We start from the raw sequence: 23,860 nt of genomic DNA on the forward strand, positions 1-23,860 counted from the left end.
AATGATTATTTTACTTTTTCGATACGTAATACTTCAAGATCTGCTTTCTCGAATGCTTCGTTATCTAGTTTACCGTAAACCTTCACTTTATCGCTTGGATCTACATTTAATCCATTCCAAACGTGACGTTCAATTTCTACTTTGATTTGACCTGTGCCATCGCTAAACCAGAATTCATCGTCATCAATTTGTTGTGTGATATTACCCACTAAAGTAATCATTGAATTATCTGCTGCAGATAAAGCTTGTTTTACACTAATTGCTGAAGGGGTTGCTTGTTGAAAACCGCCTTGAGTATTTCCGCCGTTAAAACCCGCGAATGCAGAAGTGGTTGCTAATGCGAAGATTGTTGCTAATGCAAATTTTTTCATAATGTTTCCTTTTTAATTAAGTTAATTTCAAGCACCATTGCTTGGATGTGTGTATTAAAACAAATAAATCTTAAGAAAAAGTTAAGAAACATAAAAAAACCTAAATTTTTTTAATTTAGGTTTTTCATAAATTAAAGTTTATTCAACTGCTCAATAGATGGTGCGTAATAATAAGCGCCCGTTACAGCCTTGGTGAAACCTAAAATGCGGTCAGTTTTTCCGTCTTTTTCACCAAACATATTAAGCAACTGTTGTTCAATGTTATAAAGCGTTGCACAGTAAGCAATAAAGAATAATCCGTGCGTACCGCTCGCTGTACCATAAGGTAAGCTTTGACGTAAGATTTTTAATCCCTTGCCATTCTCTTTCAAATCTGTACGACCAACATGAGAAGTATCCGCCTTGTCTTCCATTTCTACGCTATCCGTTTTAGTGCGTCCAAACACATTTTCTTGTTTTGCTGTATTTAATTTTTCCCATTTAGCGAGATTATGTTCATAACGTTGAGTAAACACATAACTCCCATCTTTATCATTGCCATTTGAAATTAAGGCAACTTCTGCTCGCTTTGCATCTTTTGGGTTTTCAGTTCCGTCAATAAAACCGGTGAGATCTCGTTCCTCCACCCAACGGAAACCATGAATTTCTTGCTGAACATCAATAGCTTGAGCAAAAGCATTCACTGCAGCTTGTGCCACAGAAAAATTAACATCAGGGCGTAACGATTGAATATGCACTAAAAGATCAGTTTGCGTACTAGGCGCAGATAGATCACCTTTGCCTAAGGTTACGAAAGGTTTAAGCTCTGCCGCACTTTGACCACCTAACTTTTTCCATGCGCTATCACCAAAAGCGAGCACAGCACCTAGACGAGCATCAGGATACGCTTGTTGTAACTGTTCAAGACTATCAAGGAATTGATGAATAGCTTTAGAGGCAACAGAATAATCCGTAATATTTGCTTCTAAAAATACACCTGCTTTACAAGATTCAAGTAAAATACCCGTTTGCGCAGTCATAAAAATCTCCGTACATCAATAAAAAAACGGTCAAATTATACAAAAACACTGTATAAAAATCCTAAATATTTCAGCATAAATTGATTTCCATCACAAAAATACGATTTCATTATTGCGGTTTTTTATTATTTAATATAACCTCTAAATAAGAATAAATTTCATTTAAAGGATTAACTCTTATGTTTCGCGTTTTTCGTTACGTAATGATTCCCTTCCTCTTTCTTTTGTCTCAATCTGTTTTTGCAAACAACTATCAAAAATGGGTAGATGACATCACTCAACGCTTGAATCACACCGAACAACTTCTTAAAGAAAACAAAATTGATGATGCCAAAACAGAAGTACAAATGGCCTATTTTGAAATATTTGAAAATTTAGAAGGTCCGATTCGCATTAATTTTTCAGCGCAAAAAAGCTATCAAATGGAAGCCACTTTTGGTGAGATTCGCAAGATGATTGGCGAAGGTAAACCAATGAATGAGGTTCAAGCCAAAATCAACGGTTTAAAAAATGAATTACAGCAAGTTTTACCTTCTCTTGTTGAAGGGCATCAACTCAATGCTGATAGTCAGCACGGCGTTTATGATAATCAAGCCATCAAACCTTATTGGCAACAAAGTTTCAAAACCATTGATGATTTTATTGCACAAGCCATTACCGCTTATGAAAGCGGTGATTTTGCCAATGCTAAAAAAGCATTCCAACAAGCTCAATATGACGGCTACAAAAACTCTGAAATGGAAATGTCGGTTAGAACTAACCGCTCTTCTGAAATTTCAGCCGCGATCAATCAACAATTCTATAATTTGATTCGTTTGAGTGAACAACCTGATCAAATGACAGAAATTGCTTACCAAAGCACACAACTCTTGCAAGATATTGAAGAGCAGCTTCCTAATTTGCCTACCACTCGCGATGAACAAAACGCTCAAGCGACACAATCACAAGCGCAAACTTCAGATAACGTTGCGGAGCAAGATTGGGCAAAAATTACGACTGAAATCAACCAACGTATTCAACAAGCTATTGCCCTTTATGAACAAGGCGATGCAAAAAAAGCCATGCTTTCTGTACAAGACACTTACTTTGATGTATTTGAAAATTCTGGTATGGAAAATAAAGTGGGCTCGCGCGATAGCAATTTTAAAGCAGAATTAGAAGGTTATTTCACCCGTTTAGTCAGTCTGATGAAAGCGGGAAATGGCGACAAATTACAGGAACAAGCTACAGGTTTAAGCCAAAACTTAGCGAAAGCCGTTCAAATATTACAAGGCAGAGAACAAAGTGATTGGTCCATGTTCTTATATAGCTTGCTTATTATTTTACGTGAAGGCTTAGAGGCATTATTAATTGTTGCCGCTATTGTGGCTTATATGGTAAAAAATAATCATCACGATAAATTGCCACTTATTCGCCAATCCGTTTATGTGGCGTTAGGGGCAAGCGTCGTTACCGCATTCATATTCCAACTTATTTTTGAAAACTCAGGCCAAAACCGCGAATTGCTTGAAGGTTTCACAATGATTATTGCAGTCTTCATGTTGTTTAGTATGAGTTACTGGTTGCTTTCTAAAGTCGAAGCACAAAACTGGAAACGCTATCTCGAAGGTAAACTATCAACGGCATTAACAGCAGGCTCTCTATTCGGCTTATGGCTGACCAGTTTCCTTGCTGTATATCGTGAAGGCGCAGAAACCGTATTGTTCTATTATGCCCTAGTTGGCGATGCGAAAAGTGCGGTTAGTTTAGCCTATCTTTTTGCCGGCTTTATTTGCGGGGTGATTTTACTCGCGATTTGCTACTTTATAATGCGTTACACCGTGGTTAAATTGCCATTAAAACCATTCTTTATGTTTACTGGTTCATTTATGTATTTAATGGCATTTGTATTCGCTGGCAAATCTGTACTTGAACTTATTGAAGGTAAACTGTTTGAACCGACATTAATTAACGGTGTACCAGAAATCTCGTGGTTAGGTGTTTATCCTTATGTGGAAACCCTTGTACCACAAGCAATCTTAATTCTTGCTGCTATTTTTGCTTTGTTTGTTATGAAATATCAAAGCAAAAAAGCGGTTTCAAATTAACTCAAAACTCATCTCAGGAGAGAAACTATGAAAAAAGCACTTCTTAGCGCAAGTTTATTAGCAGGAATGTTTGCAGCAACTTCTGCTTACGCATTCCAAGAATATCCAATCGGTGAAGCAGTTACTATGAATGACATGGAAATTGCAGCGGTTTACTTAAAACCAGTAGATATGGAACCTCGCGGCATGGGCTTACCTGCAGCAAAATCTGACATTCACTTAGAAGCAGACATTCATGCAGTGAAAGGTAACAAAAACGGTTTTGGTGAAGGTGAATGGATGCCTTATTTAACCATCAACTATACCTTAGTTAATACCGATACTGGTGCTAAACAAGAAGGTACCTTCATGCCAATGGTTGCTGGCGATGGCCCACACTATGGCGCAAACATCAAAATGATGGGCGTGGGTAACTACAAATTAACTTACCATATCGATCCGCCACCAAAAGCTGGTATGCACCGCCACACTGACGAAGAAACTGGCGTGGGTCGTTGGTGGAAACCATTTGATGTAAATTATGAATTTAAATTTACTGGTTTAAAATAATAGTGCTGTAGGGTGGGCTTCAGCCCACCAATTAACAATCAGACATAAAAAAACGGTGGGCTAAAGCCCACCCTACCATTTAAAAATCCGCTTTCTATGACTTATTTTTTCATTTTTGTTTTGCAAGCTCTTTTGCCAATTTCGCTTTTACTCGGTGCATCTTGGGCAATTAAAAAAGGCAATATTTCGCCTAAAACGCTTATTTGGTTAAGCCTTATTGGCTTGGCTTTGGGTGTTGTCCTACGACTAAATATTCCTAATGGACAAACCACCAATCTTATTCTAACCATCGGCTTTTTAATTATCTTTTTACTTTTTGCAATCAGCCAATGGAGCAAATCATCAAACCTTGCCGCATTCTGGCAATTTGCATTAATGCTTATCGCGGGAGCAACTTGGGCGAAAGATCCAAACATCACCGCACTCACCAACACAGATGTCATCAACACTGATTTTATTTTAAATATAAGTGCGGTCATTTTTGGCGTAATTTTTAGTTTAGCCTCAAGTGCATGGCTCTATTTCTTACTTAAACAGCAACAAAAAACACAAGGAAAATCTACCGCACTTTTAGCACTCAGCTTTTTACTTTTTATCGCGTTAATTCTTCCGATTGTAGCAGAACTACTGCTTACCCTAATGAAATTACAACTCATTGAACTCACCAAAGTGCGGTTAAGTTTTGTGGCAAAATCAGGGGAAATCACCGCTTGGCTCAATATCATTTGTGTTGTGTTAATGCTCGCTGTTTTGTGTATTTTTACCATTCAAACACATTCAAAACGTTTAAGAGAAGCTAAAGCCGAAAAAGATCTGATTGAAAAACGCAAAAAATTAGCCTTCGTACAAACATCAAAACGCACCATTTACTGGGGCATATTGGGTATTTTATTTGTTGCTGCAAGCCAACTTTATTGGGAAAAAGTTGCCTCTCAACCACCACAGCTTTCTGAAGCAGTTCCAGTACAACTTAATGACAAAAATGAAGTGCATTTAGCTCTAGAGCCACTTAAAGACGGTAAACTTCACCGCTTTGTTTGGATTGCTGATGATGGCAAAGCCGTACGCTTTTTCATTATCAATCGCCAACCGAATAAAGTCAGTATGGCGGCAGTATTCGATGCTTGCCTACTCTGCGGCGATCAAGGCTATGTCATGCAAGGCAATCAAGTAGTCTGTGTTGGTTGTGGCGTGCATCTCTTTATTCCATCTATCGGTAAACCGGGCGGTTGCAACCCTGTACCGATTGAAAATTGGCAACAAACTGACAATGAAATCGTGATTTCTCGTAAAAGCCTTGAAGATGGCTTAAATCTATTCAGTACGATTGTGGAAATTGAAGTGCAAGATCCGATTAGTGGCGCCAAACTCAAAAACACTAAAACTGAATATAAATATAGCCACGAAGGGCATACTTATTTCTTTGAGAACGAAAAAAATCTCGATTTATTCCGCGATAATCCCGATAACTATCTCGGTATTAACAAAAACGAAAATCCAAAAGGGGAATAACAATGCTTGCTCGAATGTTATTTCAATCTTGGCGATTTGGTATCAAACGTAAATTGCTCGCCATTATCACTATTTTCTTAGCCGCTGGCTTAGTCTCCGCGCTGCTTGCCGTTTCCATTGATATTGGTGACAAAATGGCAAAAGAGCTGAAATCTTACGGTGCCAATATTTTGGTGGAGCCAGCCAGCAATGCAGCATTGCCTGATGAACTCAGTCATAGTGCTTCATTATCTAGCCAAGATTTTTTAGATGAAAAAGAGCTTCCCAATATCAAAGATATTTTCTGGCGAAATAATATCGTGGGTTTTGCCCCATTGCTTTCAGCAAATGTACAGGTGACAAAATCTTCACAAAATTCCACCGCACTTTCAGCGCCGAAAACGATTAATGTGCTTGGTACCTTCTTTGATCATAATATTGCCGTGCCTGATGAAGAAGATTACCACACAGGACAACGAATCATTAGCCCTTACTGGAAAGTAGAAGGGGAATGGGTTGATGATTTAAACAATGACTTTGGAGAAATCGCCCCTGCTCTTGCTGGCGAACAACTTGCCAAAAGTAATGGTTGGAAAATTGGCGATAAACTTAGCTTAAGCTACACAAACGATAACGGCGAAAGCCAACAAAGTGCGGTAGAAATTAAAGGCATTTTAAGTACGGGGGGAACAGAAGATAATCAGCTTGTGATGCCCCTCAGTGCGGTGCAAAATTTGCTAGGTTTAGAAGGCAAAGTGCAATCCGTCCGCGTATCTGCCCTCACTGTGCCAGAAAACGATCTTTCCCGTAAAGCGCGCGCCAATACGGATGCCTTAGATGCGGAAGCCTATGACCGTTGGTATTGCACCGCTTATGTTTCTTCAATTTCTCATCAATTAGAAGAAGCAATTTCTGGCGCAATGGTTCGCCCAATTTGGCAAGTTGCAGCTTCTGAAGGTGTAGTGATTGGTAAAATCCAACTCTTACTAGCGGTCGTTACCTTCGCGGCATTAATCGCCGCAGCAATGGGTATTGCTTCCTTAATGAGTGCAGGAATTATAGAACGCTCAAAAGAAATTGGCTTAATGAAAGCACTAGGCGCTTATCAATGGCAAATTACCTTACTGTTCTACTGCGAAGCGGTGTTAAGTGCATTAGTAGGCGGAATATTTGGCTGTTTAGCCGGATGGGGATTAGCCAAATTTATCGGTGCTGCACTATTTGGTGCACCTCTTGATTTTGCTTGGATCGTCGTACCTTGTGTTCTCGTACTCTCCATTCTTATTGCTGTAATTGGCACTTGGTTCCCTGCGCATAAAATCGCTAAACTTTACCCTGTCGAGGTGCTTTATGGCAGAGCATAAAAGCGCGAATACTCAAAGCATGTTCTGGCGATTAATTTTCCGCGCATTGCGACTACGCCTCCAACGAGTATTGATTATTTTCACTGCACTTACTGTGGGCGCAAGTATTGTCACTGCAATGGCTGCCGTTTACTTCGACATCAATACCAAAATGAGCCAAGAACTGCGTACTTTCGGAGCAAATTTCTACATTGGTTCAGCCGATGGCGGAATGATGAATCAAGCAGAATTAAACGCAATTTTGCAAAAAGCACCAGATGGTTTTATCACGGCTGCCAGTCCTTACCTTTATGGCGTCACACGCAGTGATTTAGAAAAAATTGTTCTGATGGGCGTAAATTTTGATGCCATGCGCATCCTCGCCCCTTACTGGCAAGTTACGGGATCCGAAATCAACGTAAACTTTGACGACCGCAATGCAATGATTGGGAAAACCCTTGCTGAACGATTACATGTTAAAGTGGGAGATAGCCTACAACTGTCTAAAAATGCCGTAGAAAAACATAGTTTTAACATTAAAGGAATTGTAGAAGCTGGTGATGCAACTGACAATATGCTTATTGTGAATGTTGAATTTGCACAAAATTGGTTAGATAAAGAAGGCGTAGTCAACAACGCATTACTCAATGTGCAAAATGAGCAAGGCGCTAATACAGTGGATCAATTTGCCGAAAAAATCATGCAACAATATCCCGATTTAACCGCTCGCCCGATCCGTAAAGTTTCCGCCTCAGAAGGACAAATTTTAGAAAAAATTAAAGGCTTAATGGGCTTAATTTCCCTTGTGATTTTGGTGCTTGCAACCTTATGTGTGAACACTACATTAATTGCAATTGTCGGTGAACGATCCAAAGAATTTGCCTTACAAAAATCACTAGGTGCAAAAAAATTTGACATCATTCGCCAAATCAGCACCGAAATTTTAATTATCGCGTTTTGTGCGATTATTATCGGGCTTGGCTTGGGGTATTTATTAGCTCAAGTATTAGGAATAACCGTGTTCAAATCTTATATTGATATGCGATTACCAGTGTTACCAATTACGGTTGTACTTTCGTTATTAGTGGCATTTGTAGCTGTTATTATTCCAACACGTCGAGCATTGAGTATTAATGTTGCGAATGTGTTGAAGGGTGAGTAAAACTGAAACGCCTATAAATTAGATAATAAAAGAGAAAAACCATGACCAACTTTGTAATAGAAACCCAACATTTATATAAACGCTTCGGGCAAGTTACCGCTCTGGAAGACATTAATATTCAAATTAAACAAGGGGAATTTGTGGCGATTATGGGGGCTTCAGGCTCTGGAAAAACCACACTGATGAATATTTTAACAGGCTTAGATACCGCTAGTGAAGGTAAAGTCATTTTAGATGGCGTGGATGCCGCTCAATTAGATGAAGTCGGTCGACAACGTTTCCGCGCTGAAAAAATCGGCTTGGTATTTCAACAATTCCATTTAATCCCTTATTTGACCGCACTTGAAAACGTTATGCTGGCACAACATTATCACAGCGTGATTGATGAAGCATCCGCCAAAGCGGTATTGGAACAAGTAGGCTTAGGCCATCGCATTGATCACCGACCAAGCCAACTTTCAGGCGGCGAGCAACAACGTGTTTGCATTGCGCGTGCGTTAGTTAATCAACCGCCCGTTATCTTTGCTGATGAACCAACAGGAAATTTAGATGAACAAAACGAATCTTTAGTGCTAGATTTGCTCACAAAACTAAATCAACAAGGGCGCACCATTGTGATGGTGACACATAATCCAGAGTTAGGTGAACTCACCGATCGTGTTATTTATTTACATCATGGAAAATTTGTAAAGGAAGAAAATCATGCGAACAAATAAACTATTGAAATTAGTTGCCATAAGTGCGGTTATTTTTGGTGCTGTTTCTTGTAAAGATGAAGTTGCCTCAGTAGGGCAAAAAGCGCCTGATATTGCCGCCTATGATCTTCAAGGCAATCCTGCAAACCTTGAGAATTGGAAAGGCACACGATTATTAGTTTTTTGGTCAGAAACCTGTGGACATTGTATTGCAGAGTTAAAAGAATTTGAAAAACTCGTAGAAGACAATCCTGGCAAAGTTTCGCTCATTGCAATTAATGTGGATGGCGATAAAATGGACACCAAAGCCGTAGTGGCTAAACGTGAACTCCACTTGCCTGTAATTAAAGATCAAATGAAAATTACCGCAGAGCGTTATCAGCTTATGGGTACGCCCACTTCATTTATTATTAGCCCTGAAGGAAACATTCAAGCTAAATATGAAGGCGCAATTCCATCTAATGATTTAGATAAATTGTTTAAAGGATAAACAATGAAAAAAACTAACCCAATAATTCTGATTATGATTTTCGGCCTTAGCTTAACTAAAGTGGCCTTTGCTGATACTAATCTTGCCCAAGGCGAAAAACTCTACAAACGAAGCTGCACTACATGCCATGGAAAATCTGGTGAGAAATCTGCTATGGGAGAATCAAGAATTATCAATAACCTGACTCCTCAAGAAATTTATACCGCACTTTCTGAGCGAAAAAGTGGAAAAATTGAAGGAGCGGGCAATAGGATAAAAAGCCAATTAAGTGAAGAGGATATAAAAAACTTATCTGAACTTGTTCCTACATTAAAAAAATAAAGAAAATGCGATTAATTTTTTGAAATTAATCGCATTTAAATTTTATTCTGTGTATGCCTTAATATTAGTACGAATTAAAAAATAAATTATCAAACTGATGAAAGCACAAACTAAAATCACCACAGCTGTTGCATAGAAAATATTACCAATACCGACTAATGGTGAAACAACGCCCCCTAGAAAAAAGGGAGTAAAACCAAGTAATGCAGAAGCACTTCCGGCATATTGACGTTCACTTTCCATTGCCAATGAAGAAATTGCAGGAAAGGTAAGCCCCATCATCAATAGCATAAGAAAGAAGCCAATTTCAACTAAAAACCAGTTAGGTTGAATAATAAGTGTCGAAATGGTGTAAAGAACGACAATCCCAAAACCTAATACCCCAAAAGAAAGTGCAGTACGATTTGACAACTTACCACCTATATTTGCTCCCATAACTAATGCAGCACCATTTGCTCCAAAACATAAGCTAAAGGTAAACACACTTAATCCGTAAAAACTTTGCAAAATAAAAGGTGAAGCGGCAATATACGCAAACATGGCAGCAAGCAAAAAGCTTTCAATACCAACATAACTCATAAACATTCTATTTTTTATAATCTTGCCAAATGTAAAGAATGTGGAAAGTACAGAACCTTTCAAACGTTTTTCAATAATTAGGCTTTCTTTTAAACGAAGACAAAATAGTAATACAACAATACCAATAATTGCTAAAAAGAAAAATACGCCTTTCCAACCAATATATTCTAATAATAAGCTGCCTAAAATAGGTGAAATGATCGGTGCGATACCATTAATCGTCATTAATAGCCCAAAAAAACGTGTCATTTCACGACCACGATATAAGTCCGTCGCTATCGCACGAGAAATTACTACACTTCCAGCAGAGGAAAGCCCTTGTACCGCTCTTAATACAATCATCGTTTCAATATTCGGTGAGAAAATCAGTAAAATCGTACTGATGATATAAATTAAAAGTGAAATAATCAGCGGTATTTTGCGTCCAAATTTATCACTCATCGGGCCAAGTAATAGCTGCCCAACGGCTAAACCGATCATTGCCGTTGTGAGCGTTAATTGCGTCATGGAAGCCGTTGTATCAAAAAATTGTGCAAGCTGTGGCAATGATGGCAAATAAAGATCGACAACAAATGGTCCAAAGGCAGAAAGTACACCAAGTAAAATCACTAAAAAGGCTTTTGAATTTGTTTTTTGCATTTATATATCCTAAATAAAGATTATTTATACCGTTTTTTCACCGCACTTTTATCTTGCTCACGTAATCGTTCTAATTTTTCCTTAATCTGAATTTCCATACCTCTATTCGTCGGAAAATAATATTGAGTGTCTTTTAATTCAGGCGGGAAATAATTTTCACCTGCTGCATAAGCGTTAGGTTCATCGTGGGCATAACGATATTCAGCACCGTAGCCAAGTTCTTTCATTAAATTAGTTGGTGCATTACGTAAATGTGGTGGAACATCATAATCGGGTAAATCTTTCGCTTGCTGTTTGGCGGTGTTAAATGCGGTATAAACCGCATTACTTTTTGGCGCAACTGCAAGATAGATAATGGCTTGGGCAATGGCCCTCTCTCCTTCATAAGCCCCCACGCAAGTAAAGCAATCCCATGCAGCCAATGCCACTTGCATAGCGCGAGGATCCGCATTTCCCACATCTTCTGAAGCAATAGCAAGTAATCGGCGCGCAACATATAAAGGATCACCACCTGCCGTTAAAATTCGTGCATACCAATACAATGCCGCATCTGGTGCAGAACCTCGAACAGATTTATGTAGAGCAGAAATTAAATCATAGAAACGATCACCTTGTTTATCAAATCTTGCTTGACGTTCGCCTAAGACTTCTTTTAATAAAGTGCGGTCAATTTTCTTTCCATTTTCCGTTTCATCCGCCATATCCACCATTAATTCGAGGCAATTCAAAGCTAATCGTGCATCCCCACTAACATATTCAGCAAGTACTTGCAGTAAATTCTCTTCTAAAATTAAGCGCTCTTTACCCAATCCACGTTCAGGATCTTCTACAGCTTGCTGCAAAACTTGTTCAATTTCAGCCGTTGTAAGTGATTTCATCACATACACTCGTGCACGAGAAAGCAACGCATTATTTAGCTCAAAAGAGGGATTTTCTGTTGTCGCCCCAATGAAAATAACGGTTCCATTTTCAATGTGCGGTAAAAATGCATCTTGCTGGCTTTTATTAAAACGATGGACTTCATCCACAAACAAGATAGTTTTACGATCTGCAAGACGATTTTGTTTTGCACGATCAATGGCTTCACGAATTTCTTTGATACCACTCGTCACCGCAGAAATTCGCTCAACTTCAGCATTAATACGTTGCGCAATAATTTCTGCGAGCGTTGTTTTTCCTGTACCTGGTGGCCCCCAGAAAATCATAGAATGAATATGCCCAGCTTGAATAGCTTTACGCAGCGGCTTACCTTCACCAATAAGATGAGTTTGCCCAAAATACTGCTCTAGACTCGTTGGGCGCATCTTGGCTGCCAGTGGACGAAAATCATTTTCGGCAAAATCAAAGTTGAGGTTCGACATGTTTATTTCTCACAAAATTGAAGGGCGTATTTCTACGCCCTTATTTCAAATAATCATTTGTTATTTTTTACGTTGGTCATCCACTTCAACACCTTTTTCTGGCTTGAATTGGAACAAGCTGTCAGACAACGTCTGATTCGTAATATTACGTAAAACATAAAGATTGGTTTGCCCATCTTTCTCGGTCGTACTGAAATTTCTTAATACGCCATTAGCATCAACGCGAATATCAAATTGCTTGATATTACTTTTTGAAGATTTAGGTTTCAATACGAAAGTATCCACTTGTTGCATAACCGAATATTGATCCCAATGGCTTTTATCGTTACTTGTAAGCAATACGAATGGTGTGTTATTCACCGCATCTTTCACCCATTGCGCGGTCACTTGTTGCACAAATGGATCGTAGAACCACAAGGTTTTACCATCAGAAATAATCTGGGTTTCTTGAGGAGTTTTAGTATCCATACGGAATAAATTCGGGCGTTTAATTTGAAGTTTTCCACTTCCTTGTTGAACATTTTTGCCACTTCCTGAGGTCACTGTTTGCACAAATTCAGCGCTTAACACATCGACTTTAGCTAAACGCATTTGCAATTCACTTGCCGCATCAGCCAATGCCAAATTACTCAAACCAAGTAAGGCAAGTGCGGCAAATTTTAACGTTGTTTTTTTCATTTTACTTTCCTTTTAAATTAGTATTCTGGACGACGCGATAAAATCTCACGCTTACCATTTTGCATTGGGCTAACAATTCCTTGCTCTTCCATTTGATCCATAATACGCGCGGCTCGGTTAAAGCCTACGCTGAATTTACGTTGAATAGAAGATACTGAAGTTGTACCGGTATTAATAACAAAATCCATTACTTCATCAAAAAGTGGATCTAATTCTCCACCGCTTGATATTCCTTTTTCCGCACTTTCCTCATCGTCTGCGCTTTCTAAAATGCCATCAATATAGTCAGGTTTACCACGTGCTCGCCAATCATCCGCAATACGAATAACTTCATCATCACTCATAAAGGCACCATGAACACGCACCAAATCCGATGAACCTTGCCCAGAATAAAGCATATCACCACGACCTAAAAGCGCCTCTGCCCCACCTTGATCAAGAATAGTTCGTGAGTCAATTTTACTTGCAACCGTAAAGGCAATACGACTTGGGATATTCGCTTTAATTAAACCGGTAATTACATCTACAGAAGGACGTTGCGTCGCTAAAATTAAATGGATACCGATAGCTCGCGCTTTTTGTGCTAAGCGAGCAATAAGTTCCTCAATTTGCTTACCCGCTACCATCATTAAATCAGCAAACTCATCGACAATAACCACAATATAACTCAACTTTTTCAATGCAGGTGGCATCGTATCCATTGTATCGCCAGGTCGCCAAATTGGATTTGGCACTGGCATTCCCATTGCTTCATATTCATCAATTTTTTCGTTAAAGCCTTCAATATTGCGTACACGGAGAGCAGAAAGCAGCTGATAACGGCGTTCCATTTCATCTACACACCAGCGCAACGCATTAGCGGCTTTTTTCATATCTGTTACAACAGGCGTCAACAAGTGCGGAATATCATTATAAACAGAAAGTTCGACGACTTTTGGATCGATCATGATGAATTTCACATCTTCTGGTTGAACACGATAAAGTAAACTTAAGATCATCGTATTCACGCCAACAGACTTACCTGATCCTGTTGAACCTGCTACCAACAAATGTGGCATTTTCGCTAAATCAACAATCACAGCCTTTCCGCTAATATCTTTACCTAAAGCCATTGGCAAAGTGGCATGAGTATCACGGAATTCGCTACTATCTAACACATCACGTAATGGCACCATTTGACGATGAAGATTAGGTGTTTCAATACCGATATAAGGCTTGCCAGGAATAGCCTCAGCCACACGAATCGAGCGGAACATTAATGCACGCGCCAAATCGGTATCAATACTCGTGACTTTTGACGCTTTCACCCCAGGTTGTAATTCTAATTCATAACGCGTCACAACAGGGCCAACAAGCACATCTTTTACAGTCGCTTTCACATTAAAATTACGTAATTGTTGCTCAATACGTTGAGATGTTTCCAAAACTTCTTCTTGCGTAATATTTTGTTCCACTGCTGGATGTTTTGACAATAACTCTAAACTTGGCAATGGCGTGCTAGGCTTTTCACGTTTAGTTGTCGGCTGTTGGAATGCTGGATGAATTAGTGAACCACTATAACCTTGATAATGAGGTGTATTCTCTGTGGTTTTAACTTGTTCTTCAGTCACTTCATTCTGTAAAGAAACCATCATTTCTGAATTATTATCCGCTAAACGAACTTGTTCATCAGCTTGAGCAAAACGTACTGCTTCACGAGCTGCAAATTCTTCAGCAAGATGTGAAAAATTATTTTCTTCATCATTCTGATGCGCTAAACCTTCACGCAAGGAAACCGTTGGGATTTCATCATCTTGTAGTAAAGAAATTTCTGAAAAATTATCCGCACTTATTTCATGTTCTGATTTATTCAACTGTCCCTTTTCTTTTTTATTATTAATCCACACCGGGACAAAATCATTTTCATTCGGCATTTGATGATTTAATTCATTTGAAATATGAACACTAGGCAATTTTTCCATACCTAAATCAGAAATAAATTGTTCATCAATATTTTGTGAATTAAGTTCGTTATAATCTGTTTGAATAGCGATATTCTGTGTTAATCCACTAATATTTATCATTTGCTCATTAGATAACTTTTCGTTTTCTCCAAGCTCACGATCATTCTTATCTTCCACAAGTTTTGGATTATGTTCATTTTGTTCCGCAACTTCTGGCAATATCATATTTTGAATAAAATCTGGTTTCTGAATCAAAATTTGCTCTAATTCCTCTCCCGATTCATCTTGTTTAACATCTTCAGTTTGTTCATTTTTCATAGTAAGCCAATGATAAAACGTCACAAGCAATCGAATAAATGAGGCACCAGAACAAAAAATGAATCCAATGACAGCAAAGACCAACCCAATTAATATTGCACCTAATTTACCGAGTACAGGATAAATCCAATTCACTACAAGTGAACCACCAAGCACACCGCCACTCAAATAAAAAGAATTACTTGATAAAAGCAACATGCTCATCACACAAAGACCGATGATTAAAGTAAAAAAACCAAAACTACGTAAAATAATTCGCGTACATGAAAGCTGTTTAACCGCTTTAATTTTTAATAGATAAACTGGTACTAAAAACGTAGCAAAAGGAAAAATATGTGCAACATATCCGAAAAAGACAAAAAGGAGATCAATTACCCAAGCGCCGAATGCTCCAGCCTTGTTAATTGTTCCATCATGAGATGCAGCCGTTGCCCAAGAATTATCTAAAGGTGTATAACTAGACCAAGCAATAATTAAATAAAGTCCCAAAAGTGCGGTTAATGCTAATAATAATTCAGCTAAATACTGTCTTGGTGTAAAGCGTTCTGTAATTCGTTTAATCATATAGTTTATTATTTCAATACAAGATAATTAGTTTGTTTTACTTCTTCCATCACCACATAAGTGCGCGTATCATTTACACCCGGTAAGCGCAATAAAGTTGAACCAAGCAATTTACGATACTCTGCCATATCAGCAACTCGAGTTTTTAGAAGATAATCAAAATCACCCGACACTAAGTGGCATTCTTGAATTTCATCTAACTCTTGAATCGCCGCATTAAATTCTTCAAATACATCTGGCTTACCACGTACTAAAGTGATTTCAACAATTACAAGTAACGGCGCATCTAATAATTCTGGATTGAGTAGAGCTCGGTATCCCATAATGACACCTTGTTTTTCTAAACGTTTCACACGTTCTAAACAAGGCGTAGGTGAAAGCCCTACTTTTTTTGACAAATCAATATTAGAAATTTTACCGTTGCGTTGTAATTCATTAAGAATTTTTATATCAATCGCATCCAGCGCTTTATTCAGTTTTTTTTCCATTTTCTTATTTTTCTTTGAATAAAAAGTATGTTTATTTTAACAAATTTTGCTAATGTTTTCAGTACAACGGAATTAGATAATTCATTTCCATTGAGGCTATTAATTATCTCTAATGGAAGTATTTAGAAATTATCCAACACAGCTAACGCATCGGAAAGTTTCTTCACCGTAAAAACTTGCATATTTTCGACCGCACTTTTCGGCTTGTTCCCAAAAGGAACAATCGCGCGTTTAAAGCCATGCTTTGCCGCTTCACTAATACGTTCTTGTCCACTTGGCACAGGGCGAATTTCTCCCGCTAATCCAACTTCACCAAAAATCACTAAATCTTGTGGCAAGGGGCGATTACGGAAACTAGAAATTAATGCAAGCAACAAAGCCAAATCTGCACTTGTTTCACTGACTTTTACACCACCAACGACATTGACAAAGACATCTTGATCAGCCATTTGTAAGCCTCCATGTCGATGTAACACCGCCAATAATAGTGCTAAGCGATTTTGCTCTAATCCCACCGCAACACGGCGAGGATTTGCTAGCATTGAATGATCCACTAAAGCTTGAATTTCCACTAAAAGAGGACGAGTGCCTTCCCAAAGTACCATAACGGAACTACCCGATGTAATCTCATCCCCGCGACTTAAAAAGATCGCCGATGGATTTTTTACTTCTCGCAAACCTTGCTCGGTCATACCAAATACGCCTAATTCATTCACCGCACCAAAACGGTTTTTATGACTACGTAAAGTGCGATAGCGAGAATCGGCTTCGCCTTCTAATAGTAATGAACAGTCAATCGCATGCTCTAACACTTTCGGCCCTGCAAGCGTACCGTCTTTCGTTACATGCCCCACCATAATAATGGCAACTTGTCGGGTTTTCGCATAACGAGTGAGGAAAGAAGCACATTCACGCACTTGTGCCACACTACCTGGCGATGATTGAATATCCGCCAGATGCATTACTTGGATCGAGTCTACCACTATAATTTGCGGTTTTAACTGATCCGCCAAATTACAAATCTGTTCCACAGAGGTTTCTGACAACATTTTTAATTGATCGTTTGGTAACCCCAATCGACTTGCACGCATCGCAACCTGTTGTAACGACTCCTCTCCCGTCACATAAAGTGCGGTCATGTTTTTCGCTAAACCACACATGACTTGTAATAACAAGGTGCTTTTCCCTGCACCAGGATGTCCACCAATTAAAATCGCACTTCCCGGTACAATCCCGCCACCCAGTACGCGATCTAATTCATTAAAGCCACTGGAAAAACGTGGTGTTTCTTGCAAACTAATTTCAGAGAGCGTTTGAATTTTTGCCTGAGTTTCCCCCGCGTAGCCACTAAAACGATCATTTTTTGATTTTGCCGTGGAAATTAACCGCACTTCGGTGATTGTATTCCACGCTTTACAAGCCGAGCATTGCCCTTGCCAACGAGAAAACTCTGCACCACAATCGTTACATACATAAGCTGTTTTCGGGGCTTTAGCCATTTTTCATCCTTCTCATTCTTTAACCGAGTATTCATATACCTACGGCTAAATATCGTTATATTATTCAGGGCAAGCTGACATAATACCTAGAAGTATAGCTTACCCATTTGCACGGTTGATTCGTATTATGCCGAGAATCTCATTAATTTGATCATTCGCTCAAAATAAACTCGACTTTTCAAAAGTGCAGTCAATTTTTCAATAGTTTTTTCATTGTCTTTCGTTTCACTATGAAAACGAATCAAATCGCGAATTTCAGCAAAAATTTTCTGATTGCTTTCTAACAAAGCTGGTAATAGCGCTTCTTTTTGTTTCTCTATTGCCACCACTTCTAGGATTTTTCCATTTTCATCATAATAATGATAAAGATTAAAAAATGCCCCAACTCGCTCCACTGTTTTCATAAAATCTTGGCTAAAAAGTGCGGGAGAAAAGGATAAGGTTTCTTCCAAAAGTTTCTGTTCCATTTTCAACACGGAATTAAATTTTGCACAAAAATCTACCGCACTTTCTTCTCGTTCTTCTTTTAAGAAATCACGCCATTTATTTAACCAATCTGTTAAAAATTGTTTTGAACTCAGCAAATAACCACGCTTTGCTTTACTTGCACTACTAAAATAAATATCTCTTTCGAACGGCAAAGTTTCCACAAAATCAAAAAGATCCTGCACATTGCCAGATTTCAATTCAAACTCAATTTCACAAATTGGTTGCTCAGATTCGCCTGCAATAATTTTACCTTGATCGAACGCCACTTCAATTTTGGATTGTTGAAATTCAACTAACCAAAAAGTGCGGTTAAAATCTGTGGAGAAAATAGGTTGTAGTGTAGAACTAGGTAATTGTTCAAAAGAATAAAGTTCTCTTAATTGGGCATTAGTTGGCGTTTCTTTTTCGGTTAATGGTAAATTATATTCTGGGCGACTATGCAATCCACCAACAACTTCACCGTTAGTTTTAAGCGTTAATGTAAGTTCCTGATCTTCCTGACGAATACGTAATCCCATCTTTTGTTTAGCAAGAAAATGATCAGGATAATCATAATAAGTATTGCTCAAAAACTGTTTTTTATGCGCTAAACAAGTAAAGTTTTTTAAATGTTCTTCTAATTCATTAAACGCTTGGTCAGATACCGCTAATTTAATTTCAATTTCATTACTCATAAAATTATGCTCCCTTTAACTTAAAACTGTTTAAATATACAGATAAAAATAGATAAATCAAGCATTTTATATTCCTTAAAATTAAACATCAAAAAATAGATATAAAGGGATATAATTTGACTTAATTTTAAATAACCAATTAATAAAAGATCTCTATGAAAAAATTGTTTCTATTTTCTATGCTTCTAACCATCACATTGCCTATAAATGCTGGCGTTCGTTGTTCAGATTTTAATACACAAGAAGAAGCACAACGCTATTATGAAAACCACCATGCTTATCATTTGGATCGAGATCGCGATGGTGAAGCCTGTGAATGCTTGCCTGGCGGTAGTAAATACGGCTCATCGCGTTGTAAGAAATATTAATGATACATTGAAAAGATGAAAAATTCGGCTTTTCCTTTTCAGTGAAGGAATCGCCCCCTAAAATACATTTAATTATTAATAAAAATCGGGTAATATGCGCACGAATTTTTAACCCCTTATGGAGTAAATCACTTATGGCAATGAATAATATTCTCGGATTATTTGCCCATTCGCCTTTAAAACCATTACAAAAGCATTCGGAAAAAGTCACTGAATGTTGCGATCTTTTAATTCCTTTTTTTGAAACCACCTTCTCAAAGGATTGGGAAAAAGCGGAAGAAAAACGCTTAGAAATCTCTCAGTGTGAACGTGAAGCGGATAGCTTGAAACGTGAGATTCGTTTGAAATTGCCACGTGGTTTATTCTTACCTATTGATCGTACTGATCTCTTAGAATTAGTCACGCAACAAGATAAATTAGCAAATTTTGCTAAAGATATTGCAGGCCGTATGATTGGCCGTCAATTTGGTATACCTGAAGAAATGCAGGAAGAATTCTTACATTACGTAAAACGTAGTTTAGACGCGATTCACCAAGCACATCGAGTAATCGAAGAAATGGATCAACTTTTAGAAACCGGTTTTAAAGGCCGTGAACTAAAATTAGTTAACGATATGATTCAAGAACTCGATGCAATTGAAGACGATACCGACCAAATGCAGATCAAATTGCGTAAAATGCTTTACACCATCGAAAGCCGTTATAACCCAATTGATGTGATGTTCTTATATAAAATTATTGAATGGGTTGGCGTGCTAGCTGACCAAGCACAACGTGTTGGCTCACGCATCGAATTAATGCTGGCGCGTTCATAATCAACAAAACATAGGAAATTAACTATGGAAGTTATTAGTCAATATGGTTCATGGTTGGTGTGGATTACAGCAGCCTTCGGCTTTTTTATGGCTTTCGGTATTGGAGCCAATGATGTTTCAAACTCAATGGGTACATCCGTAGGTTCCGGTACTGTAACAGCCAAACAAGCAATTATTATCGCGTTAATTTTTGAATCTGCTGGCGCATATCTAGCCGGTGGTGAAGTAACAGAAACCATTAAAAGTGGCGTAATCGATCCAATGCAATTTGTTGATACGCCCGATATTTTAGCACTGGGTATGCTTTCTGCTTTATTTGCATCTGGTGCTTGGTTATTTATCGCAACAAAAATGGGATGGCCGGTTTCAGGTACTCACACTATCATCGGTGCAATTATTGGATTTGCGTGCATTACGATTGGCCCTGGCGCAGTAGATTGGTCAAATATTGGTAGCATCGTTGGTAGCTGGTTCATCACGCCTGTCATTGCAGGTATTCTCGCCTATGCAATCTTTGCAAGTACGCAAAAGCTTATTTTTGATACCGAATATCCTCTGAAAAACGCACAAAAATATGGTCCTTATTACATGGGGATAACCGTATTTGTACTGTGTATCGTAACAATGACAAAAGGTTTAAAACATGTTGGTTTAAATCTTTCCAATAAAGAAACTTTGGTCATTTCACTTGTCATTAGCCTTGTAGGCATGCTGTTTTTCCACTTCTATTTTAAAAGCAAAACATTCACCCAATCTGCAAGCAAAGGGACTTTTGGTGCGGTAGAAAAAGTCTTCAGCATTTTAATGTTATTAACCGCCTGTGCGATGGCTTTCGCTCATGGTTCGAATGATGTAGCGAATGCAATTGGCCCACTTTCAGCGGTTGTATCTATCGTTGAACAAGGCGGTAAAATTGTTTCAGGTGGAGCCTTAACTTGGTGGATTTTACCACTAGGTGCATTAGGTATTGCTGTAGGCTTAATTACTATGGGGCAAAAAGTAATGGCGACTGTTGGATCTGGGATCACCGATTTAACGCCAAGCCGTGGCTTTGCTGCTCAATTTGCTACTGCGATGACTGTTGTAGTTGCATCAGGTACAGGCTTACCGATCTCAACAACACAAACACTTGTTGGGGCAATTTTAGGTATCGGTTTTGCTCGCGGTATCGCGGCACTCAATTTAACGGTTATCCGAAACATCATTAGTTCTTGGATAATCACGTTACCAGCCGGCGCATTCTTCGCAATTATTATCTTCTATTTATTGCGTGCGGTGTTTAATTAATTTATTGCAACAAAAAGTGCGGTTTATTTAGCCGCACTTTTGTTGTTTTTGTTTTTAAGGAGAAAGCATGAAAAAAATCTACAATACACTTTTATCTTGCGCTTTACTTGGTACAGGTATTGCAACTGCTCATGCAGAAACGCAATATGTTACTGAAAATCTCAGTACCTTCTTACGCCGTGGTGCTGGTGAACAATTTAAAATTGCAGGTTCAATTCAAGCTGGAGAAGCGGTGAATGTATTAGATCGCCAAGGCAAATACACACTCATTCGCGACAATAAAAATCGTGAAGCTTGGATTTTAAATTCAGACTTAAGCAACACGCCAAGTAGTAAAGAAGAAAATCCAAAATTAAAAGCTCAAGTTCAAGAATTAACTTTAAAACTTAGTCGTTTAGATGGCGATTGGCAACAACGTACTGTCGAAATGCAACGTCGAACCAAACAAGCTGAGCAACAAAGTGCAGATCTTTTAGAACAAAATTCACAATTGAAACGTGAACTTGAAATGACCAAAAATAAAAATCGTGATTTAGAAGCGATGCTTGATGCAGGTAAACGAGAAATTGCTATCCAATGGTTTATTTATGGCGGTTCAGTATTGGGCGTAGGCTTACTCTTCGGCTTACTTATTCCTTATGTTTTACCAAAACGTCGCCGTCGCGATGGCTGGGCATAATCACGAATGAAAGTTTATTTAGTTGGTGGGGCTGTTCGCGATCAATTATTGGGTTTACCGGTAAAAGATCGTGATTGGATTGTGGTAGATGCAACCCCCGCTACGCTACTCTCTCTCGGTTATCAACAAGTAGGCAAAGATTTTCCGGTTTTTCTCAATCCTAAAACAAAAGAAGAATATGCGCTTGCCCGAACAGAACGTAAATCTAGCGCAGGTTACACTGGCTTTATTTGTGATTTCTCCCCAACAATTACATTAGAACAAGATTTAATTCGACGAGATCTCACTATTAACGCCATGGCTCAAAGCGAAGACGGTGAAATTATCGATCCTTATGGAGGAAAACAAGATTTAGAAAATCGAATTTTGCGCCATATTTCTCCCGCTTTTTCAGAAGACCCTTTACGAGTATTACGCGTGGCACGCTTTGCTGCCCGTTATCATTCTCTCGGTTTCAAAATTGCATCGGAAACGATATCCCTAATGGCAGAACTTGCCCAATCAGGAGAATTACAACATCTCACGGCGGAACGAGTTTGGTTAGAAACAGAAAAAGCCTTAAACGAAAAAAATCCTGAAATTTATTTTGAAACCTTACATAAAACAGGCGCATTAAGAGTTTTATTTCCTGAAATCGATGCCCTTTATGGCGTGCCAAATCCAGTAAAACATCATCCAGAAGTGGATAGTTTTATTCATACCATGTTGGTATTAGAACAAGCGGTTAATTTGACTGAAAATAACCCTATCCTAAATAAAAGTGCGGTCCGTTTTGCCGCAATTTGTCATGATCTTGGCAAGGCTCTTACACCTCAAAATATTCTTCCTCATCATTATGGGCATGAACAAGCTGGCATAAAACCGACTAGATCATTGTGCAAACGCTTGAAAGTCCCAAGTTATTTTCAAGAACTTGCAGAACTGACTTGTGAATTTCATACGCATATTCACAAGGCCTTTGAGCTTCGAGCTGAAACCGTCATAACGCTGTTTAATCGTTTTGATGTGTGGAGAAAACCTCAACGCTTTCAAGAATTTCTACAAGTATGTCTAGCTGATACTCGAGGTAGAACAGGTTTTGAAAATAAAGACTATCCACAAATAGATTACGTCAATCAATTATTACAAGCGGCCAATGAAGTAGATGTCCAGCAAGTTATTGCAGATGGATTTGAGAAACAAGAAATCAGAAATGAATTGACGAAACGAAGAATCTTAGCGGTTAAACAAACAAAAGCAAATTACCCCAAAAATTAACAAATAAAAGTAACTTTACTCAATTCAACTAAATCCTTAAAATACGCGAGCTTATTAACTTGATGAATAATATGAAAACGTTTAAATTTCTCACCGCACTTTTTGTAACCAGCATACTTACAGCCTGTACGATGGATGCTGAACGCCCAGTTAACGTGCAATATATCGATAAAACCGACGCCACATGGCAACAGCATTTACAAAAGATTCAAAAAATTCAATCCTATCAAGCTAAAGGACAAATTGGTTATATCAGTCCTACAGAACGTTTTTCTAGCCGCTTTGAATGGCAATACCAAAATCCAAAATCTTATACGCTTAAACTCTATTCTTTAATCAGTAAATCTACTCTTTGGATTCAAATGCATCAAAGTGGAATGACAATTTCCGATAACAACGGCAATCAACAATCTGCAGCCAATGCTAAACTACTATTACAAGAGATCATTGGCATGGATGTGCCATTAGAGCATTTAGCTTATTGGTTAAAAGGTCAACCTGCAATAAATGCAGATTATCAAGTCGGTACCAACCATTTACTTGGCGCATTTACTTATCATGTGGATGGTTCTCAATGGACAGCAGATTATCTAACTTATCACTCAAATAATTCGATGCCTGAAAATATTCTACTAAAAAATGACAGCACGAAACAAACTCTAAAGATTCGCGTAGATGAGTGGATTTACTAATG

General features: G+C 38.4%; 23 protein-coding genes. 14 read left to right on the forward strand and 9 right to left on the reverse strand.

What is annotated here, in order from left to right; all coding sequences use genetic code 11:
* Positions 1–5: 5 nt before the first annotated feature.
* Together LIX50_RS03325 and LIX50_RS03330 are read right to left on the reverse strand one after the other, a co-directional pair.
* Positions 6–371, reverse strand: coding sequence for a YgiW/YdeI family stress tolerance OB fold protein (locus LIX50_RS03325; RefSeq protein ID WP_005636761.1), 366 nt, complete (start codon positions 369–371; stop codon positions 6–8).
* Positions 372–502: 131 nt separating this feature from the next.
* Positions 503–1,390: a Dyp-type peroxidase gene (locus LIX50_RS03330; RefSeq protein ID WP_111407881.1), complete on the reverse strand. Its 888-nt coding sequence runs from the start codon at positions 1,388–1,390 to the stop codon at positions 503–505.
* 203 nt (positions 1,391–1,593) lie between these two features.
* On the opposite strand from LIX50_RS03330, the gene LIX50_RS03335 reads away from it, so the two are divergent.
* The 8 genes from LIX50_RS03335 (at position 1,594) to LIX50_RS03370 (ending at position 9,528) form a co-directional block, all read left to right on the forward strand.
* Entirely contained in the window at positions 1,594–3,477 is a 1,884-nt protein-coding gene (locus LIX50_RS03335; RefSeq protein ID WP_226385893.1) for an FTR1 family iron permease, read from the forward strand.
* 27 nt (positions 3,478–3,504) lie between these two features.
* Positions 3,505–4,026 (forward strand): iron transporter, encoded by a 522-nt coding sequence (locus LIX50_RS03340; protein ID WP_005626197.1) that lies wholly within the window; start codon positions 3,505–3,507, stop codon positions 4,024–4,026.
* 96 nt (positions 4,027–4,122) lie between these two features.
* Positions 4,123–5,538, forward strand: a complete 1,416-nt coding sequence (locus tag LIX50_RS03345) for a Fe-S-containing protein (protein WP_048953616.1) — start codon at positions 4,123–4,125, stop codon at positions 5,536–5,538.
* 2 nt (positions 5,539–5,540) lie between these two features.
* Positions 5,541–6,881, forward strand: coding sequence for an ABC transporter permease (locus LIX50_RS03350; RefSeq protein ID WP_111407879.1), 1,341 nt, complete (start codon positions 5,541–5,543; stop codon positions 6,879–6,881).
* The gene (locus tag LIX50_RS03355; RefSeq protein ID WP_111407878.1) at positions 6,868–8,022 is read left to right on the forward strand and encodes an ABC transporter permease; all 1,155 of its coding nucleotides are present in this window, start codon (positions 6,868–6,870) and stop codon (positions 8,020–8,022) included. Before LIX50_RS03350 ends, LIX50_RS03355 begins: the two co-directional genes overlap by 14 nt.
* A gap of 41 nt (positions 8,023–8,063) precedes the next feature.
* Positions 8,064–8,738 carry an ABC transporter ATP-binding protein gene (locus LIX50_RS03360; protein ID WP_005636775.1) on the forward strand — a complete coding sequence of 225 codons (675 nt, stop codon included), beginning with the start codon at positions 8,064–8,066 and terminating at the stop codon, positions 8,736–8,738.
* Positions 8,725–9,207 (forward strand): TlpA family protein disulfide reductase, encoded by a 483-nt coding sequence (locus tag LIX50_RS03365; RefSeq protein WP_111407877.1) that lies wholly within the window; start codon positions 8,725–8,727, stop codon positions 9,205–9,207. Before LIX50_RS03360 ends, LIX50_RS03365 begins: the two co-directional genes overlap by 14 nt.
* Positions 9,208–9,240: 33 nt before the next feature.
* Positions 9,241–9,528, forward strand: a complete 288-nt coding sequence (locus LIX50_RS03370) for a c-type cytochrome (protein WP_373454881.1) — start codon at positions 9,241–9,243, stop codon at positions 9,526–9,528.
* 42 nt (positions 9,529–9,570) lie between these two features.
* On the opposite strand, the gene LIX50_RS03375 is transcribed toward LIX50_RS03370, so the two are convergent.
* From LIX50_RS03375 to LIX50_RS03405, 7 genes are all read right to left on the reverse strand, one after another.
* A complete protein-coding gene (locus LIX50_RS03375; RefSeq protein WP_111407876.1) occupies positions 9,571–10,746 on the reverse strand; it encodes a multidrug effflux MFS transporter in 1,176 nt (391 codons plus the stop codon).
* A gap of 20 nt (positions 10,747–10,766) precedes the next feature.
* Complete coding sequence (locus LIX50_RS03380; protein WP_111407875.1) at positions 10,767–12,107, reverse strand: replication-associated recombination protein A; 1,341 nt, start codon at positions 12,105–12,107, stop codon at positions 10,767–10,769.
* 60 nt (positions 12,108–12,167) lie between these two features.
* Complete coding sequence (lolA, locus tag LIX50_RS03385) at positions 12,168–12,785, reverse strand: outer membrane lipoprotein chaperone LolA (protein ID WP_005633722.1); 618 nt, start codon at positions 12,783–12,785, stop codon at positions 12,168–12,170.
* A 17-nt stretch (positions 12,786–12,802) separates the two neighbouring features.
* Positions 12,803–15,610 carry a DNA translocase FtsK gene (locus tag LIX50_RS03390; RefSeq protein ID WP_048953600.1) on the reverse strand — a complete coding sequence of 936 codons (2,808 nt, stop codon included), beginning with the start codon at positions 15,608–15,610 and terminating at the stop codon, positions 12,803–12,805.
* An 8-nt stretch (positions 15,611–15,618) separates the two neighbouring features.
* Positions 15,619–16,098, reverse strand: a complete 480-nt coding sequence (gene lrp, locus LIX50_RS03395; protein ID WP_048953599.1) for a leucine-responsive transcriptional regulator Lrp — start codon at positions 16,096–16,098, stop codon at positions 15,619–15,621.
* Positions 16,099–16,220: 122 nt separating this feature from the next.
* Complete coding sequence (gene radA / locus LIX50_RS03400; protein ID WP_005644699.1) at positions 16,221–17,597, reverse strand: DNA repair protein RadA; 1,377 nt, start codon at positions 17,595–17,597, stop codon at positions 16,221–16,223.
* A 125-nt stretch (positions 17,598–17,722) separates the two neighbouring features.
* Positions 17,723–18,760, reverse strand: coding sequence for an inorganic triphosphatase (locus LIX50_RS03405; protein ID WP_111407874.1), 1,038 nt, complete (start codon positions 18,758–18,760; stop codon positions 17,723–17,725).
* Positions 18,761–18,915: 155 nt separating this feature from the next.
* Here LIX50_RS03405 and LIX50_RS03410 point away from each other — a divergent pair, with 155 nt between their 5' ends.
* The 6 genes from LIX50_RS03410 to lolB all read left to right on the forward strand — a co-directional run bounded on the left by LIX50_RS03410 (position 18,916) and on the right by lolB (position 23,858).
* Complete coding sequence (locus tag LIX50_RS03410) at positions 18,916–19,128, forward strand: excalibur calcium-binding domain-containing protein (RefSeq protein ID WP_111407873.1); 213 nt, start codon at positions 18,916–18,918, stop codon at positions 19,126–19,128.
* A 134-nt stretch (positions 19,129–19,262) separates the two neighbouring features.
* Positions 19,263–19,943 (forward strand): TIGR00153 family protein, encoded by a 681-nt coding sequence (locus tag LIX50_RS03415; protein WP_111407872.1) that lies wholly within the window; start codon positions 19,263–19,265, stop codon positions 19,941–19,943.
* 24 nt (positions 19,944–19,967) lie between these two features.
* Entirely contained in the window at positions 19,968–21,230 is a 1,263-nt protein-coding gene (locus LIX50_RS03420) for an inorganic phosphate transporter (protein ID WP_111407871.1), read from the forward strand.
* A 67-nt stretch (positions 21,231–21,297) separates the two neighbouring features.
* On the forward strand, positions 21,298–21,909 hold the full coding sequence (locus LIX50_RS03425; RefSeq protein ID WP_005641802.1) for a TIGR04211 family SH3 domain-containing protein: 612 nt from the start codon (positions 21,298–21,300) through the stop codon (positions 21,907–21,909).
* A gap of 6 nt (positions 21,910–21,915) precedes the next feature.
* Complete coding sequence (locus tag LIX50_RS03430) at positions 21,916–23,166, forward strand: multifunctional CCA addition/repair protein (RefSeq protein WP_048953589.1); 1,251 nt, start codon at positions 21,916–21,918, stop codon at positions 23,164–23,166.
* A gap of 71 nt (positions 23,167–23,237) precedes the next feature.
* Entirely contained in the window at positions 23,238–23,858 is a 621-nt protein-coding gene (gene lolB / locus LIX50_RS03435) for a lipoprotein insertase outer membrane protein LolB (protein ID WP_032825167.1), read from the forward strand.
* Positions 23,859–23,860: the final 2 nt, after the last annotated feature.

It is taken from the genome of Haemophilus sp. Marseille-P9675, assembly GCF_916862695.1.
Taxonomy (GTDB): Bacteria; Pseudomonadota; Gammaproteobacteria; order Enterobacterales; family Pasteurellaceae; genus Haemophilus; species Haemophilus haemolyticus_K.